Source organism: Rhodococcus sp. MSC1_016 (assembly GCF_023667485.2).
GTDB lineage: Bacteria > Actinomycetota > Actinomycetes > Mycobacteriales > Mycobacteriaceae > Rhodococcus_F > Rhodococcus_F oxybenzonivorans.
This window is the reverse complement of sequence record NZ_JAMOZI020000002.1, coordinates 424,946-440,319: the sequence shown is the minus strand read 5'-3', so window position 1 is coordinate 440,319 and position 15,374 is coordinate 424,946. Positions and strand designations below refer to the sequence as shown.

Annotated in this window: 17 protein-coding genes; 3 read left to right on the top strand and 14 right to left on the bottom strand. The window is 64.6% G+C overall.

What is annotated here, in order from left to right; genetic code table 11:
- Positions 1-371 precede the first annotated feature (371 nt).
- From L1080_RS34385 to L1080_RS34365, 5 genes are all read right to left on the bottom strand, one after another.
- A complete protein-coding gene (locus L1080_RS34385; RefSeq protein WP_250776839.1) occupies positions 372-704 on the bottom strand; it encodes a hypothetical protein in 333 nt (110 codons plus the stop codon).
- Between the two features lie 273 nt (positions 705-977).
- Positions 978-1,838, bottom strand: coding sequence for an HpcH/HpaI aldolase/citrate lyase family protein (locus L1080_RS34380; protein WP_250776841.1), 861 nt, complete (start codon positions 1,836-1,838; stop codon positions 978-980).
- Positions 1,839-2,255: 417 nt separating this feature from the next.
- Entirely contained in the window at positions 2,256-2,669 is a 414-nt protein-coding gene (locus L1080_RS34375; protein WP_250776843.1) for a hypothetical protein, read from the bottom strand.
- Between the two features lie 81 nt (positions 2,670-2,750).
- Positions 2,751-4,214, bottom strand: coding sequence for an NAD-dependent succinate-semialdehyde dehydrogenase (locus L1080_RS34370; RefSeq protein WP_250776844.1), 1,464 nt, complete (start codon positions 4,212-4,214; stop codon positions 2,751-2,753).
- Between the two features lie 2 nt (positions 4,215-4,216).
- Positions 4,217-5,548 (bottom strand): permease, encoded by a 1,332-nt coding sequence (locus L1080_RS34365; protein WP_250776845.1) that lies wholly within the window; start codon positions 5,546-5,548, stop codon positions 4,217-4,219.
- Between the two features lie 196 nt (positions 5,549-5,744).
- On the opposite strand from L1080_RS34365, the gene L1080_RS34360 reads away from it, so the two are divergent.
- Positions 5,745-6,134: an SRPBCC family protein gene (locus L1080_RS34360; RefSeq protein WP_250776846.1), complete on the top strand. Its 390-nt coding sequence runs from the start codon at positions 5,745-5,747 to the stop codon at positions 6,132-6,134.
- An 8-nt stretch (positions 6,135-6,142) separates the two neighbouring features.
- On the opposite strand, the gene L1080_RS34355 is transcribed toward L1080_RS34360, so the two are convergent.
- Positions 6,143-7,279, bottom strand: coding sequence for a PucR family transcriptional regulator (locus tag L1080_RS34355; protein ID WP_250776847.1), 1,137 nt, complete (start codon positions 7,277-7,279; stop codon positions 6,143-6,145).
- 175 nt (positions 7,280-7,454) lie between these two features.
- On the opposite strand from L1080_RS34355, the gene L1080_RS34350 reads away from it, so the two are divergent.
- The gene (locus L1080_RS34350; protein ID WP_250776848.1) at positions 7,455-8,465 is read left to right on the top strand and encodes a 5-oxoprolinase subunit B family protein; all 1,011 of its coding nucleotides are present in this window, start codon (positions 7,455-7,457) and stop codon (positions 8,463-8,465) included.
- On the top strand, positions 8,462-9,451 hold the full coding sequence (locus tag L1080_RS34345; RefSeq protein ID WP_250776849.1) for a 5-oxoprolinase subunit C family protein: 990 nt from the start codon (positions 8,462-8,464) through the stop codon (positions 9,449-9,451). The genes L1080_RS34350 and L1080_RS34345 overlap by 4 nt, the downstream gene beginning before the upstream one ends.
- 33 nt (positions 9,452-9,484) lie before the next feature.
- Here L1080_RS34345 and L1080_RS34340 read toward each other — a convergent pair whose 3' ends face one another.
- The 8 genes from L1080_RS34340 to L1080_RS34305 are packed head-to-tail and all read right to left on the bottom strand — an operon-like array spanning position 9,485 to position 15,374.
- Positions 9,485-10,453 (bottom strand): 5-oxoprolinase subunit C family protein, encoded by a 969-nt coding sequence (locus L1080_RS34340; protein ID WP_250776850.1) that lies wholly within the window; start codon positions 10,451-10,453, stop codon positions 9,485-9,487.
- The gene (locus tag L1080_RS34335; RefSeq protein WP_250776851.1) at positions 10,443-11,336 is read right to left on the bottom strand and encodes a 5-oxoprolinase subunit B family protein; all 894 of its coding nucleotides are present in this window, start codon (positions 11,334-11,336) and stop codon (positions 10,443-10,445) included. The genes L1080_RS34340 and L1080_RS34335 overlap by 11 nt, the downstream gene beginning before the upstream one ends.
- A complete protein-coding gene (locus tag L1080_RS34330; RefSeq protein ID WP_250776852.1) occupies positions 11,329-12,687 on the bottom strand; it encodes an acetyl-CoA carboxylase biotin carboxylase subunit in 1,359 nt (452 codons plus the stop codon). The genes L1080_RS34335 and L1080_RS34330 overlap by 8 nt, the downstream gene beginning before the upstream one ends.
- Before the next feature lie 4 nt (positions 12,688-12,691).
- Positions 12,692-12,937 (bottom strand): acetyl-CoA carboxylase, encoded by a 246-nt coding sequence (locus L1080_RS34325; RefSeq protein ID WP_250776853.1) that lies wholly within the window; start codon positions 12,935-12,937, stop codon positions 12,692-12,694.
- Between the two features lie 37 nt (positions 12,938-12,974).
- A complete protein-coding gene (locus L1080_RS34320; protein ID WP_250776854.1) occupies positions 12,975-13,691 on the bottom strand; it encodes a 5-oxoprolinase subunit PxpA in 717 nt (238 codons plus the stop codon).
- A 53-nt stretch (positions 13,692-13,744) separates the two neighbouring features.
- Positions 13,745-13,954 carry a tautomerase family protein gene (locus tag L1080_RS34315; RefSeq protein ID WP_250776855.1) on the bottom strand — a complete coding sequence of 70 codons (210 nt, stop codon included), beginning with the start codon at positions 13,952-13,954 and terminating at the stop codon, positions 13,745-13,747.
- Positions 13,955-13,981: 27 nt separating this feature from the next.
- On the bottom strand, positions 13,982-14,317 hold the full coding sequence (locus L1080_RS34310; RefSeq protein WP_250776856.1) for a Rieske 2Fe-2S domain-containing protein: 336 nt from the start codon (positions 14,315-14,317) through the stop codon (positions 13,982-13,984).
- 10 nt (positions 14,318-14,327) lie between these two features.
- Positions 14,328-15,374 (bottom strand): 2Fe-2S iron-sulfur cluster-binding protein, encoded by a 1,047-nt coding sequence (locus L1080_RS34305; protein WP_250776857.1) that lies wholly within the window; start codon positions 15,372-15,374, stop codon positions 14,328-14,330.

Below are 15,374 nucleotides of genomic sequence, written 5' to 3'. Positions count from 1 at the left end.
TACCCGGCGTGTGAGTTGACTTCACTGCCGCTATCGGCGACACGTAATAGTGTTTGTGCGACAACCTAATTTGGGGATTACCGGTAATGCCTGCGCACATCCCGGTTGCGCACACAGATGCCCCGGACTCGCCTGCTGCACGCGGGCTTGTTCTGGTCGGCCACCAACAGTGGCCATATCGCGTACGAAAGCCGACTCGAACTGGACCGGCTGTGGATGGCGGACTTCGCGCCGGAAGTGAGGCAAATCGCCGCGTCGCCGCCGCCGAGTGTCGAGTCCGCTTCGGCGGACCCGGAAGGATCTACACCGGGATGTACAAGACTCGAGGTTGAAGTGATCCACAGCCAGTCAACGATCTATCCGTGGCCTGATCATGCACGGCGAGGTCGCTCGAGTGTGAATTGGTCGACGGCACGGAGTTCGGCGAACGGGCCGTCGAAGGTGTAGTAGGTGACGTGCATCCGCGTCTTGTCACCGGGGCCGTTGCCTGGGTCGACCTCGAACGCGGCGAATCCGTGTGGGTTCTTCCGGTCCTGGAACGATGCCCAGGGAGCGTCTTCGGTCAGCCAGACAGAGTTCTTGTGGCCAGGTAGGACGGGGCTGTCTTTCTCGCTGAGAGCAACGATGACTCGCCCCTTCGGTCGTTCGAAGAGTTCGCCTTCGGACGTGGCGAAGTTTCCGCCGCCGCCGATCAACATGTGCATGGTGCCGTTGCCGGTGTTGCCGTGTCAGTTTCTCAATTTGGTGTCAGTGAGTCGTCAGCTTTCGGTGTTACCCCAGTTCGGGACATGAACGTCTCCGGACCGTTCGAGGATTCTGACAATTTAGTGAGAATTCTTTGGTTAGAGGCTTCGCAAAGTCGCAGGCCAGCAACGACGTACGACTGACAGGATAGGAGAGAACCTAAAAGCTACCTGCTGGTGAAGAAGCCACGCAGTTGTAGCGCTGGAGGAACAGCGTCAGCTGACTCGGCGTCACTACTGTTCTGTTTGCTGGCCGCTCGGACCGGCATTAAACACTGCGGACAATCGCCCGATCTTCTGAGCCCGCTTGAGCAGTGGGAGATCACTACCATCGCGAATTGCGCCTCCCCGGGCTTCAAATTCTGCCAGGAACTCTTTCGCCCAGGCAGCTTCAGAAGGGCTGGGACTAATGGTCTCGTTGATAATTGGTGCCTGTGTAGCGTCGAGGCAGAGTTTGCCGGTCAGGCCAAGTCCGACCGCGGTCGTTGTTCGCTTGCGAAGTACACGTCGATTGCCGCCGAGGGCCGGACCGTCGATAGGTCCTGGGAGGGACCCGAGGCGGCTGGCTACAACTAGACGGGAGCGAGGGTAGGCCATCGCCAGATCGTTGTCGCTCGTCCCTGTGTCACGGCGGTAGTCTCCACTGCCGAAAGCGAGGCGGAATACCCCACGTGCTGAGGCGATTCGTGGCGCTTCTTCAATCCCTATTGCCGACTCGATCAGGGCGATGACGGGGGTCGCACCGCCGAGCCGATCAAAAGTCGATTCCACCTGATCAGCAGACTCTGTCTTCGCGAGCACAACACCGGTTAGCCCCGGCAGATTTTTGAGGTGTTCGACGTCGTCGCGCCATGACGATGTGGAGTAGTCATTGATCCGTACCCACGCCACTTCATGTTCGAGCCACCGTGCGACGTCTTCGCGAGCTTCCGGCTTGTGCTGGGGAGCAACGGCATCCTCCAGGTCCAAAATGACCTGATCGACAGCTGACCGCTGGGCGTCCTCGACTGTATGGAGACGAGTGGCATTGAGAAGCAACCATGATCTTGCGAACTCGGGCCAGACTCGAGAGGTAGCCGGGACTGCTTGCGACATGTTGGGCCTTTCGTGCGAATGTGCGTGATCGGTACGGTGTTCTGTCCCAGATATGTCGAAAGTCCGTTCTTGCACCGGATTCCTTATCGGATAGGGCGAGTGGCGCACCGGGTACGGTCCGTGCAGGGTTCGGGTTTCTTCTCAGCGCGGGGCAGACGCTGGGGGCAGCTGGCTGTGGAACCGGGGCGACGGGCGCTTCGACCGTCTTTGTATGACCGGTGCAACCCGTGGTGAGCGCACTCGGAGACAGGCCGCGGCCTCCGCCGTACTCATCTCTTCACTGAACTCGGCAAACGTCACGTCGGCGGGTTGCCGATCGGTGGAGAGGGTGATCGGGTCGCGGTTGTGATGTGAATTTCTGAGTGTGGCGTTGATTGCCGCGGTTTCGGGTGGTCTCGCTGTCGTGAGTGGTCTCAGTCAGCTGCTGGGTCTCTGGATTCCCGGCTGTGACGTGTATGGACTGGGTAAGTCCATCTGGTACACCTCTGCCAGTTGCCGTGCCACGGTTGGATCGATCCCCGAGTCGAGGATGATCTGCCTCAACCGTTCGACGAAACGGGACGACATCATCCCGAATCGCACGAAGGTTTCCTCAGCCGGCGCTCCGCCGTAGGGCGCCCAGGTGCGGGCGAACTGAAGTATGTCCTCAGCCTCCGTGCCGAGCCGGCGGGCTTGCTCCCACGTGACGCCGAGGTCTCTGCGACGCCGCCGCCACCGTCGATATCGTCGCAGGTCGACGATATCGGCGGGCTGGTCGGCGTTGCCGGTGGCGTGCCGGGCAGGTTGCCCCGATCGGATCTCACCGCTGGGGTTCGTGTGTGCTGCTTCCATGGCGATACCTACGCATCGGTAGTGCGACACTCCACCGTTGATCCTCGAGGGATCTCCCGAGCACCGCAATTGTGTGACTTCTTAAGGAGCGATTCCGACGTACTTCGTCGACAGGTATTCTTCTATCCCTTCCGCGCCTCCTTCTCGACCGAATCCTGAGTGTTTGACCCCACCGAACGGTGCGGCCGCGTTCGACACCACACCCTGGTTGAGACCGACCATGCCGAACTCGAGTTCCTCCACGACACGCAGTGCACGCGAGATGTTCTCGGTGAAGACATACGACGCCAGGCCGTACTCGGTCGCATTCGCCTTACTGATCGCGTCGTCGTCGGAGCAGAACGTGGTGATCGGTGCGACGGGGCCGAAGAGCTCCTCCCGCGTGATGTCGTGCTCGCCGACGTCGGTGAGCACGGTCGGCTCGAAGAAATACCCTTCCCCGATACGCGCAGACCCGCCCGTCAGCAGGCGTGCGCCGGACGCGACCGCGCTGGAGACCAACCCGGATACCTTCTCGCGTGCGCGCTCGTCGATTAGGGGCCCGACCTGGACGCCGGTCTCGGTACCTCGGCCCAGTTGCTGAGCCGACATCGCTGCCGCGAAGTTGCCAGCAAATTTATCGGCAACGCTCTCGTGCACCAGGATTCGGTTGGCGGCCGTACAGGCCTGACCGATGTTGCGCATCTTCGCGAGCATCGCGCCTGCGACCGCCTTGTCGATGTCGGCGTCCTCGCACACGATCAGCGGTGCGTTGCCGCCGAGTTCCATCGACACTCGGAGCACATTGCTGCTCGATGCCTCGATCAGTCGCTTCCCGACGGCCGTGGAACCGGTGAAGGTGAGCTTACGGAGGCGGGCGTCCTGCAGTACCGCGGAGGTCGATTCCGCTGCACGGGTGGTGGGGACGACATTGAGAACTCCGACTGGCAGACCCACCGACTGCATCAGCTCCGCGAACGCCAATGAGGTCAAAGGTGTCTGTTCGGCGGGTTTGAGGACCATCGTGCACCCCGCGGCAACTGCCGGCGCGATCTTGCGTGTGGCCATCGCCAGCGGAAAATTCCAGGGCGTGATCATCAGGGTCGGTCCGGCAGGATCCTTCATCGTCAGCAGTCGCGTTGTTCCCTCCGGGGAGCGATTCCACCGCCCGCCCATGCGGACCGCCTCTTCGGAGAACCACCGCAGAAACTCTGCGCCGTACCGCACTTCCCCGAGGGACTCGGCGAGAGGTTTACCCATTTCCAAGGTGATGAGCAAAGCGAATTCGTCGGCGCGTCGGACGACTTCGTCGTACGCGGCTCGCAACAGATCCGAGCGCAGACGGGGTGAGGACTTCGCCCAGGACCGCTGAGCGTCGGCGGCTGCGTCGAGGGCAGCCATCATCTCCTTGGGTCCGCCATCGGCGACCTCGGCCAGCACCGCTCCGGTGGCCGGATCTTCCACCGCCAACCGGGCCCCCGAGTCGGCCTCACGCCATACCCCACCGATCAACAGTTTCTTTGGAACATTGTCGAGCAGTTCGCGCTCACGCACTGTAGAACTCACTTTCAGCTGGAAGAGACGGGGATGAGGACGACATTCGACAAAGAACCGCGCCGACCGAGAAGCAGACTCAACACCGCGCCGACGACCACCGTGACGAGAGGCGAGAGCTGGGAGAGTGTGTCGACCGACGTCTGTTGCTGCAGAGCGATTCCCACGGCGGATGCGAGGATCCATGCCGCAATCAGGGGTGTGACGGAGGCAGGGGTGTCATCGGACTTGTCGCTGGCGGTGAGCGCGGGCCGATCCGTACAGACCAGGTGGGTCAGGCATACGCTGACCCACGCGACGATCAGCACCGCTTGCCACGCCAGCGCCTGCAGTAGGTAGGCCAATACGTCGGTCAGCATGAGCGAGTATGCGGCGATTCCGCAGACGATCACCCACACGATGTGAGGCAGCCGGATCCGGAGTGTGGCGCGCGCGACCGCCTCGAGATTGGTCGAGGCGAGGTAGTAGTTGGCGGTATTGATCCGGGTCTGAGAGACCACGATGAGCAGAACACCGGCGAAACCGAGGGAACCGATGACCGCGTCGACGACGCCGCGTTCGGTGCCGGTGGTTCCGAAGGCGGTCACGACGTAGATCCCGATCAGGCCATTGACTCCGAAGGTGCACAGATAGAACAGCGGACCGAAGGTGATACGGCGATGAAAGGTGGTGTCCTCGTCACGTCCGAGGGCAGCGAAGTCGAGGGTGAACATCATCATCACCCACACACCCATGAAGATCAGGTAGGACCCCAGCCACCCGGGTAGGGCGCCGGGCGTGGGAACGGTCGATGTCAACCAGCCGGCGGGATAGCCCTGCTTGACGGTCGCGGCGACCACGAGGGCGACTAGGCCGACGACGTAGAACGGCAGCAGGAAACCGTTGAGACGATCGAGCCAGTGCCGGACACCACCGAAGGCCAGTGGCATCGCATACGCGACGCAGACGGCATACCAGATCCTGATGTCGCCACCGAACCACGACTGCAGGCTGACGGCGATCACCGATCCTTCGAAGACGCCGTAATACAAGGCGGTGGCGGCCAGTAGAAGAGCGGCCAGCGTCGCGCCGAGCCGCCCGAACAGCAAATGCGAAAGACCTTCCACGGTGTTGCCGGTGCGGATGGCGTGGGCCGCCAGGATGCGATTGATGACTCCGTAGGTGGCGATCGTGAGCACCAATCCGATGACCGTGCTCCGAGGACCGTACGCGGCGGCGGAGGCGGCCGAGATGTAGAGCCAGAACATTGCACTGAACAGCGACCACCACGCCATGGCGAGGGACCATTTGTTCACGCGGGCTTCCGGCGGCGACCCGGCCACTGTGTGCACATCATGTTGAACCATTTGTGCGAACCTTCGACTCTGCCGACGTGAATCGTCGGGTTGGAGGGAGGGTGCCAGCCGCAAGCGCGTGCCGAGAATGCGCCAGCGAGTACAAGGAGAGGGTCGGTTTCTGTCCAATGTGCGCACTCGCGCGGACCGCGGTTTCAGGCACCCTGGCACCGGTCCAGAACCGACCAGCAACTTCGGAGGAAACCTGATGGCAACGCTTCGCTCGCACATTGTGATCGACCGGGACCCGGATGCGGTGTGGAGTGTGATCCGCGACGTCGCAAACATTTCGCAGTGGTTTCCCGCGATCGTCACCTCGAGCGGGGACAGCAGCCGACGCACGGTGACGTTGGAGGATGGCAGTGTGCTCGAAGAGGACATCGTCACTCTCGACGACGACCTTCGGCGACTGCAGTACCGAGCGGTCGACGGTGACCTAGCGGTGACCGATCACCTCGGCACTGTCGATGTCCTTGGTGTCGATGACCAGCGGACGTTGGTTGTCTACAGCACCGAAATCGAACCGGCGGATCTTGCGGCGGCGTTCGGTCCTGCCATCGACGGGGGACTGGAAGGTTTGCGTAACACCCTCGAGTAGCGCCTGCCTTACTCGTCGGGCAGCAGCTGCAGCGCGAACCACAGCTCGGCGCGCACCGTGGGGTCGTCGAGGTCGCGGCCGAGCGCGTCAGCGATCCGCGTCATCCGGTAGCGCAAGGTGTGCCGGTGGATTCCCAACGTGTTCGCCGACGAATCGGCTTGGCCGTTGTTGGCCAGGAAGGTGTGCAGTGTCTGGGCGAAGTCGACCTTCGACCCCTGATCGAGCGCCGTGATCGGTGCCAGGGTGGCCTGCGCCCAGGCGCGCGCCTCGGGGCCGGTCAGATGCCGTAGCAGGCCGGCGTCCGAGACGTCCTTGGCGACGTACAGTTTCCCCGGATGATCCGAGGCCGCCTGAAAGACACTTCGCACACGCCGCCAGGCTCCCGGGAGAGCGTCCGGATCGACCGGATCGGAGACCGCTCCCCGACCGTGGGGAACCCTCCGCAGAATCGCCTCGAGGGTGCGCACGTCACCTTCGGCGATGGGGAGGACGACCGAGACTCTGCCCGGACGCAACTCGGCGATCACCGTCTCGATCCGACGCAACGCCTGGTCTTCCTCAGCGGCTTCGAGGAGCTCGAGACCGTACCGGCGGGGCACCCCGAGCATCGCCACCCGCACCGGCCCATCCGGAACCGGCACCCGCAGTATCTCGCTGGTGGTGCGGGCGACGTCGACATGTCCGTCGAGCAGCAGCTGCAAGATCGCGTGGCGGTTGTTGCGGGCGGCCTGACGGAGCTCGTCGGTGCGGTGCAGATCTTCGGCGAGCAGATACGTCGCGGTGTCGACCAGCGAACGCTCGATGCTGTTGAGCGGCAGCGCTCGGCCGATCGCCACGAAGCCACGGACCCGGCCGGCGAGACCGACGGGGCGGATGGAGACCGATTCCCCCGGTGTGCTGATCGCCATCGTCGTCGGGTGGTTCGGGGTCGAGAACCGCGGGAGCTCGGTTTGCACGCGAGCGAGATGTGTGCGGGCGCTCTCGGGAACAGCGGCTCGGAGCGAGCCGGTCCCGTCCAACAAGAGCACCCAGCCACCCACGGCGGCGACGACACGCTCGGCGATGCCGCGCGGACCGGGGGCGGCGACGGCGGCGCGCACGAGTTCGCGGTGGGCGCGAGCAACGGCATCGGTGGGGTCGGTCATGATCGGGGGCGATCCCTTCTCGGTTGCATCCGCCGCATCGGCAACTGTTCAGCTACCGGCTATTGCCGGGTGTCGAGGCGGCTGTGTGCATGAGGGTGTTGTACACCGCGGAGCATTCCCTAGTGGAGATTTTCGCGGCACGATGTGCTGGCAAGGTCTAATAGATGGGAGCGATGTGTCTACTTCTCGAACCCTCCTGCGCACGATCGAAGCGGTGGCCGACCGCCCGAGAACCCTGATCCATCAGGCAGGCGACCATCAGGTTCTGGTCGAGTACGGAGACATGGACCTCGACCTCGGTTTGAACTTCTGCGTCCATGCGTTGCTGCAGGAGTTCGTGGTCGCACCGGTGGACGGGGTCGTCGAAGCTGCGCCCGGGTTCCGATCGGTGATGGTGACGTTCGATCCCGATCGGATCAGCCGGGCCAGGCTGCTCGACGAACTGATCGAGCGTGAACGCAACGCACCGGCTCTGGCGTCGTTGGTTCTGCCGAGCCGGGTGATCGAGCTGCCGATCGCCTTCGACGACGAGATGACCCGGGAGGCGATTCAGCGCTACCGGATCACGACCCGCAATGATGCACCCAACGTTCGCGACGGCGACAATATCGATTACATCGTGCGCTACAACGGTTTTAACAATCGTGAAGAGTTCTTCACTCAATTTCTCTCGACCACCTGGTGGAATGCTTTCATCGGTTACTTTCCGGGGCTTCCCTCGTTGTTCCCCCTCGACCCGTTGACCCAGATCGCCACCCCCAAGTACAACCCGGCACGGATGTGGACCGCGGAGGGGGCGGTCGGAATCGGCGGACCGTGTGTTGTGCTGTACCCGATGGAATCCCCTGGAGGCTACCAACTGTTCGGCCGCACGTTGCCGTTGCGGAGTGTGCGGTGCGGCGACGTCTCCGGAACCGATTCGACCGTCGAGGACGTCGAGCCCGCGGACGCCGCAGCAACGTGCAACCTGTTCCAGGTCGGGGACCGGGTGCGCTTCACGCGGGTCACGGAGAAGGAACTGCTGGACCTGCGCCTGCAGGTGTTCGAAGGATCCTATTCCTACCGTATTGAGCAGGACCAGTTCGTCGTCGCCGACTACCTGGACCAGGCGGCACGACTGGCTCCGAAGGCAGCCGAGATCGCCGCCGAGCGCAAGCGAGCCGCCGCCCTGGTGGAGATCCCGTGAACCGCCCCGCCCTCGAAATCGTCGACCCCGGTCTGCAGACCACGGTGCAGGCATGGCCCGGGCGTCGTGGACTTACTGCATTGGGGTACTTCCCTTCCGGCCCGATGGACCATCTGTCCTTCCGCGCGGCCAACGTGCTCGTCGGCAATGCCGCCGGCGCTCCGGCCCTCGAAGTCCCCAAGATGGGACTGTCGATCGCATTTCTCGTCGAGACCCAAGTAGCGGTCACTGCCCCCGCCGGCACGGGCATCTACGTCAACGACACCCCGGCACCGGCCTGGGAGACGATCGCCGTCCATCCCGGCGACGTCCTGCGCACGGTGAATGCCACCAATCCCGGCTTCCGTCTCTACCTCGCGGTCCGGGGCGGCATTATCGCTCCCACCATCTTCGGTTCAGCTGCAACCTCACTCATCTCAGGAATCGGGGGAATCGAGGGGCGGGCATTGGTGCGGGGCGACTTGCTCGCCGCCGCGGACCGACCACCCATCCAGCCGCGTCGGCTACCCGAGTCGATGCGTCCCTCCGTCGTCACCGATTGGGAGGTCGAGATCCTGCCGGGTCCGCATGGGAGCCCGCACTACCTGACCGAGACGGACTGGCAGGAGTTGCTCACCCGACAGTGGCGCGTCGATCTCAATTCCGACCGCGTCAGCACCCGACTCAACCCGCACCGATTCACCTGGGCGCGCCCGGACGGAGGCATCGCCGGCGGGCATCCCTCCAATGTGCTCGACGATGCGTATCCGGTCGGGGGTGTGCTCGCCAACGGTGACGTGCTCACCATCTTGGGGATGGACGGCAATACCTCCGGTGGGTTCGCCGTCGTCGCGACCGTGCCGCACTGCGCCTTATGGAAGGTGGGTCAGATGCGGCCCGGTCGCGACACGATCCGCTTCCGGGAAATCGACTACGACGAGGCGTTGGCGCTCAACAAGCGCGTCGACTTCACGGTCGATCCCAGTCGCACGGTCACCGTGACGTGACACCGTCTGGTCGCCGCGGCAGCGGCACTGTCCTCAGGTCAGCGCGTCAGCGAGCTCGGCGAACCGCTCGCGGGCCTGCCGGCGAGCATCCAGCGCGTCGTCGAGGGATACCGCCCGCAGCCGGGTCACCGTGCCGGGGGAGGACTGGCCCACCAGCCCCATGTCGACGCTGATGACCGTACCGACCATCGCGTATCCGCCACCGGAGACGGCGTCGCGATGCAGGATGATCGGCTCGGACCCGCTGGGCACCTGAATGGACCCGATCGGGTAGCCGGCGTCGACGATGTTGGAGGGATCGGAGCCCGCGCCGAACGGTTGCACGCGGGGCATGAAGTCCAGCTTCGGTCCGGCGTAGCGGAACCCGGTCCGGTCGGCGACCGGGGTCAACGACCAGTCCGCTGACAACAGTGCCTCCACCGCGTCCTCGGTGAGCCGGTAGTCGTACAGACCCAGCACCACCCGCAGCTCCACGTTCCGCGACCAGGTGGGCCGCGCATCGACCGGCACCGACCGTGGGACGAACGATGATGCTGAGTCACCGAGCGGTAGCCGGTCTCCCGCTTCTAGTTTGCGGCCTTCGAACCCGCCCAATGCGCCCAGTGCGTACGTCGAGCGGGAGCCGAGCACGGCCGGCACGTCGAAACCGCCGGCCACCGCGATGTACAGCCGCGCACCGCCACTGATGAAGCCGAACGACAAGACGTCACCGTCCTCGACCCGAACTGCCTCCCAGGCCGATATCTCCTGGCCATTGAGTAGTACCTGGGCGGTACCACCGGTCACGGCGACGGTAGTCGGCCCGGAGAAGGTCAGCTTCGGGCCCATGTACGGGGCTTCGAGGACAGCTGCCTGCACCGGATTGCCGACCAGGAGGTTGGCGAGCTTCGCCGATACCTGATCGAGAGCACCCGACGGCGGAATACCGACGTTGTAGGCGCCGTTGCGTCCCAGATCTTGCACGGTGGTCGCCAGCCCAGGCTCTACTACCTCAACCCACATCGAGCGCTCCTAGCAGTCGGGCGTTGTACGCGTCGGGATCGGCCAAGAACTCGTTGAGTTCGAAATCCACCACGGCGGTCTTGTAAACATCCTCACCACGTTCGGCGGCCGCCTCGAGCCGCCGGTATTCGGCTTCCTCGACCGGGCGGAACTTCACGATGTCCCCGGGGCGGAAGAGCACCATCGACTCGTGGAAGATCGAATGCTTCTGCTGGGGGTCGAAGATCGGCAGCGGTGTGATCCCGAACATCTGATATCCGCCGGCGCCCTTGACCGAGTAGATGCATGCGAAGCAACCACCATGCCCGACCGTCAGTTTCGGCGTCTCGGTGCGTGGGCGCAGATACTTCGGCAGCTCGATCTGCCGTTGCTGTTCGACCATCTGGAACATGAAGGGCAAACCCGCCACGAATCCGACCATCGATACCAGCCACGGTGAGCGGGAATGCCGGTCGACGAACTCACCGACCGATCCCAGCCCGAGTTCGGCCATCGCGTACTCGAGGTCGCTGCCCTCGGGGCGCTGATGCCGGTCCCGGAATCGCGCACCGACCTCATGGGTGTACGGGTCGTCGTACCAGACCGGGATTTCCAGCAACCGGGTCCGGATCGAGGGCTGCTCTTGCTGCGCGACGTCCGCCTCGATGACCCGCACGGCGCTTTCGAGCTTGGCGGGATCGAGTTGGTCGGGGTCGAACCGGATCAGCAGCGAGGCGTTGGCCGGGCAGATGTCGAGGATGCCGTCGAGGCCCTGCTCGGCCAAGGCGGTGCTGATCGCCATCACCTTGAAGTTCGCAGCCAGGGTCATCTCTTCGGCGATCTGGACGACCAAATGCTCGTCGGCGCCCCAGGAATACCGCGACGCGGTGTCGGTATCAGTCATCGCCGTTCCCCCGGTTCGCCATCCAGCTCTCGAGCCAGGTCGTGTGGTAGGCGCCGGTGGCGAACTCTTCGGTCGAGATGATCGCGCCGACGAACGCGGCCGTGGTCGTCACGCCCTCGATCCGCAGCTCACGCAGCGCCCGGCTGAGCCGCGACAACGCGGTCGGGCGATCATCACCCCACGCGATCACTTTGGCGAGCATCGAGTCGTAGTAGGGGCTGACCGTCGACCCGCTGGTGAACCCACTGTCGACGCGGACGAACGGACCACCGGGCAGATCGAACCGCTCCACCGTGCCGGGACTGGGCAGGAAGTTCATGTCCGGATTCTCGGCGTTGATGCGGACCTCGATGGCATGCCCCCGGGGAATGAGGTCCTCCTGCGTGAACGACAGCGGCTGGCCGGCCGCGACGCGCAGCTGCTCACCGACCAGGTCACGCCCGTACACCATCTCGGTGACGGGGTGCTCGACCTGGATCCGGGTGTTCATCTCGATGAAGTAGAACTCCGTTCGCAGCTCGTCGTAGAGGAATTCCACGGTGCCGGCACCCTTGTACGAGACACTCTCGGCCAGGCGGACCGCCGCCTCAGCCATCCCGGTGACGATGGTGTCGGGCAACCCGAGGTCACCCGCTTCCTCGACGACCTTCTGCCGGCGGCGCTGCATCGAGCAGTCCCGCAGACCCAGGTGCACGGCCCGCTCACCGTCACCGAAGACCTGAACCTCGACGTGCCGTGCCTGCGGGATGAACCGTTCGAGGTAGACGGCGTCGTTACCGAACGCCGCCCGGGATTCGGCCTGCGCGGTCGACACCGCGGCGGCGAAGTCCTCCGCACGCTCGACGATGCGGATCCCGCGGCCACCGCCCCCGGCGGCGGCCTTGATGGCGAGCGGGAATCCGATCCGAGCGCCGACCAACTGTGCCTCGGCGAGGTCGTGCACCTCACCGTCGGAGCCGGGCACGGTCGGTACGCCCGCCGCCGCCGCGCTCTTGCGGGCGGCGATCTTGTCACCCATCTCGCGGATCGCGGTCGCACTCGGTCCCACCCAGGTCGCCCCCGCCGCAACCACGGCATCGGCGAAATCGGCGTTCTCCGAAAGAAACCCGTATCCGGGATGAACAGCGTCGGCGCCACTGGTGCGGACAGCATCGACGAGGGCATCGACATTGAGGTAGCTCGCCGTCGCCGGTGCCGGCCCAACCAGGACGGCCTCGTCGGCGACACGGACGTGTTCGGCGGAGGTGTCAGCCTCGCTGTACACCGCGACCGAGGTGATGCCCTGCTCACGGGCGGCACGGGCAATACGGACCGCGATCTCGCCGCGGTTGGCGATCAGCAATTTACGCATCGTCTCACTCCGCTTCGATGACGGCGACCGGGTCGCCGGGGGCCAAGGTGCCGTTGTCCTCGATCGAGAATGACTTCAGCACCCCGGCCACACCGGCCTTGATCTCACTGAACTGCTTCATGATCTCGACGAGACCGATGGTCTGGTCGGCTGCGACGTCGGCGCCCAGCTCGACGAACACAGGCTGCCCCGGGGCCGGGGAACGGTAGAAGACCCCGGGGAGGGGCGAGGTGACGGAGTGCTCACTCACGACTGATGCCTTTCTGATCGATTCGAATGGATGTCTGCTACAACGACGACAGAACATCCCGGACGGCCTGAGCGATCTCGACCGCGTTCGCCGTGTCAGAGTGCACGCACACCGAGTCGACGCGCATCGGGAAGGTCTCACCGGTCACGGCGGTGGCGAGGCCGTCGACCAGGGCCCGCTTGGCGCGTTCGGTGGCTTCGGCGACGGGGGTCGCGTGGGGACGGCGGGCGATGATGAGGCTGCCGTCGGCGCGGTAGCCGAGGTCGACATAGAACTCGGCGACGAACGGGACACCGACCTTGTTCGCGGCCTTCTCGTGCTCGGTGTTGGCCATCCCGAACAGCGGAACCTGGTATTCGGCGGCGACCTTGGCGATCGCCTCAGCGATCTCCGGGTCCCGCGCGGCCATGCCGTAGAGCGAGCCGTGCGGTTTGATGTGATCGAGCGGTGCGCCTTCGGCCTTGAGGAAGCCGACCAGGGCGCCGACCTGGTAGCGGACGATGTCCGCGGCTTCGTCCGGGTACAGCTTCATCTCCCGCCTACCGAAACCGACCAGGTCGGGAAGACCTGGGTGGGCACCGACGGTGACGCCGGCGGCCAGTGCTGTGGTGACAGTTTCGTGCATACCACTCGGGTCGCCGGCGTGGAAGCCGCACGCGACGTTCGCGGTGTCGATGAGCGCCACCAGAGCGTCATCGTTGCCGAAGGAGTGGATGCCGAAGGACTCACCCATATCGGAGTTGAGGTTGACCATGTTCGTTCTCGCTTTCAAAGGTTTCAGGGCGGTGACCGGGCGGCTCGGACCAGCTATTCCGGATCGTTTTCGTATTCGTAGTAGTCACAGAACAACTGCCCGTTGCGGCCCCAGTCCTCCCGGGTGACGTCGGTGAAGATGAACTGGATGGTCTCCGGCTTGCACTTGGCGATGCGGGCGATGTCTGGGGTCAGGGTCGCGACCATCTCACGCTTCTGCTCGAGTGTGCGGCCCGGGAACCAGTCGATCCGAACGAAAGGCATATCGGTGTCTCCTCTGGTGGGCCGGTGTCAGGAATGGGCGACCTTGGGGGTGTCGCCGGTGGGATCGACGTAGATGTCCTCGCCGTCGATCTTGACGGGAAATTTGGCCAGTTCGGCGTGGCCAGGATTGATCCCCTTACAGGAGGGCAGGTCGAACTGCCACAGGTGCGCCTTACACGTCAGGGTTTTGCCCTCGAGTTCACCCTCGACGAGTTCGATCTGCTGGTGCGGACAGATCGCCTGGGTGGCGATGACCTCGCCGCCGTCGAGGTGGGCGATGAGAATTTCCTGGTCGCCGACCGTGAAGGACTCCATGTCCCCCTCCCACAGGTCGTCGAGGGTGGTGACGAGTTCGAAAGCCATGATGTTTTCCTCAGAAGAATCGATCGAAGTGAACACGGTCGACGGGAACGCTCCGTTCCAGGACCAGATGCCGGACCACGGCGTCCGTCATGACGGGAGGTCCGGCGACATAGATGTCGCGCTCGGCGAGATCGGGAATGTCTGCGACCGCGAGAACCTCGTGGATGAAGCCGCGTGAGCCGATCCAGTCCTTGGACGGCTCCTCCGAGATCGCCTCGGCGAGAGCGGCGCTGGCCAGCAGGGGGGTGACCTCGTCGACGAATTCCCGCGCGCACATGTCCTCTTCCCGGCGGCCGCCGTAGAAGAAGTCGAGACGGCGGCTGGCCGCGTCGCCGCGGCTGGCGAGACCGCGCGCGACCGAGACCATCGGGGCGAGTCCGGACCCACCGGCAATGCACACCACGTCCCGTTCATTGGGCTGCAGATGCGCGTGCCCGTACGGTCCGTCGAGGGTGACGACGTCACCGACGGTGACCGCGTCGACGAACCGCGGTGACACCGCTCCGCCCGGAACCCGTTTGATCTGGAACTGCCAAATACCCTCGGGATTGGCAAGATTGGACATCGAGTAGGCGCGCTCGGCAGCCCGGGCGGGGCGCGCGCCGGGCAGGGTGAGCATCGCGAACTGGCCGGGAAGGAATTCCGCGGCGACCTCGGTGCGGACGGTGATCTCACGCAGGTCGTGGGTGAGATCACGAATGGCGGTCACTGTCGCCGGTGCAACCTGTGGACGGGTGCGCCCCTGCGGCCAGTCGGCGTCGAGGGTCAGCGTCACCGCGCAGTCCGACAGGGGCACCGACTGGCAGGCGAGGAGCTTGCCCTTGCGTTTGTCGCGGGCGGTCAATCCGGTGGCGTCCGGGTTGATCTGATCGACCCCGCCGTCGGACAAGGTGTACTTGCACGCGCCGCAGCCACCGCTGTTGCATTCGTAGGTAGCCGGGAGCCCGGCCCGGAGGGCGGCACGCAACAACGTGTCGCCCTCCGGGCAGCGGAACGAGCGGCCGTCACCGAGGGTGACGGTGCGTTCCACGGTGGTGGTGACCTGCGGGCTTGTCAT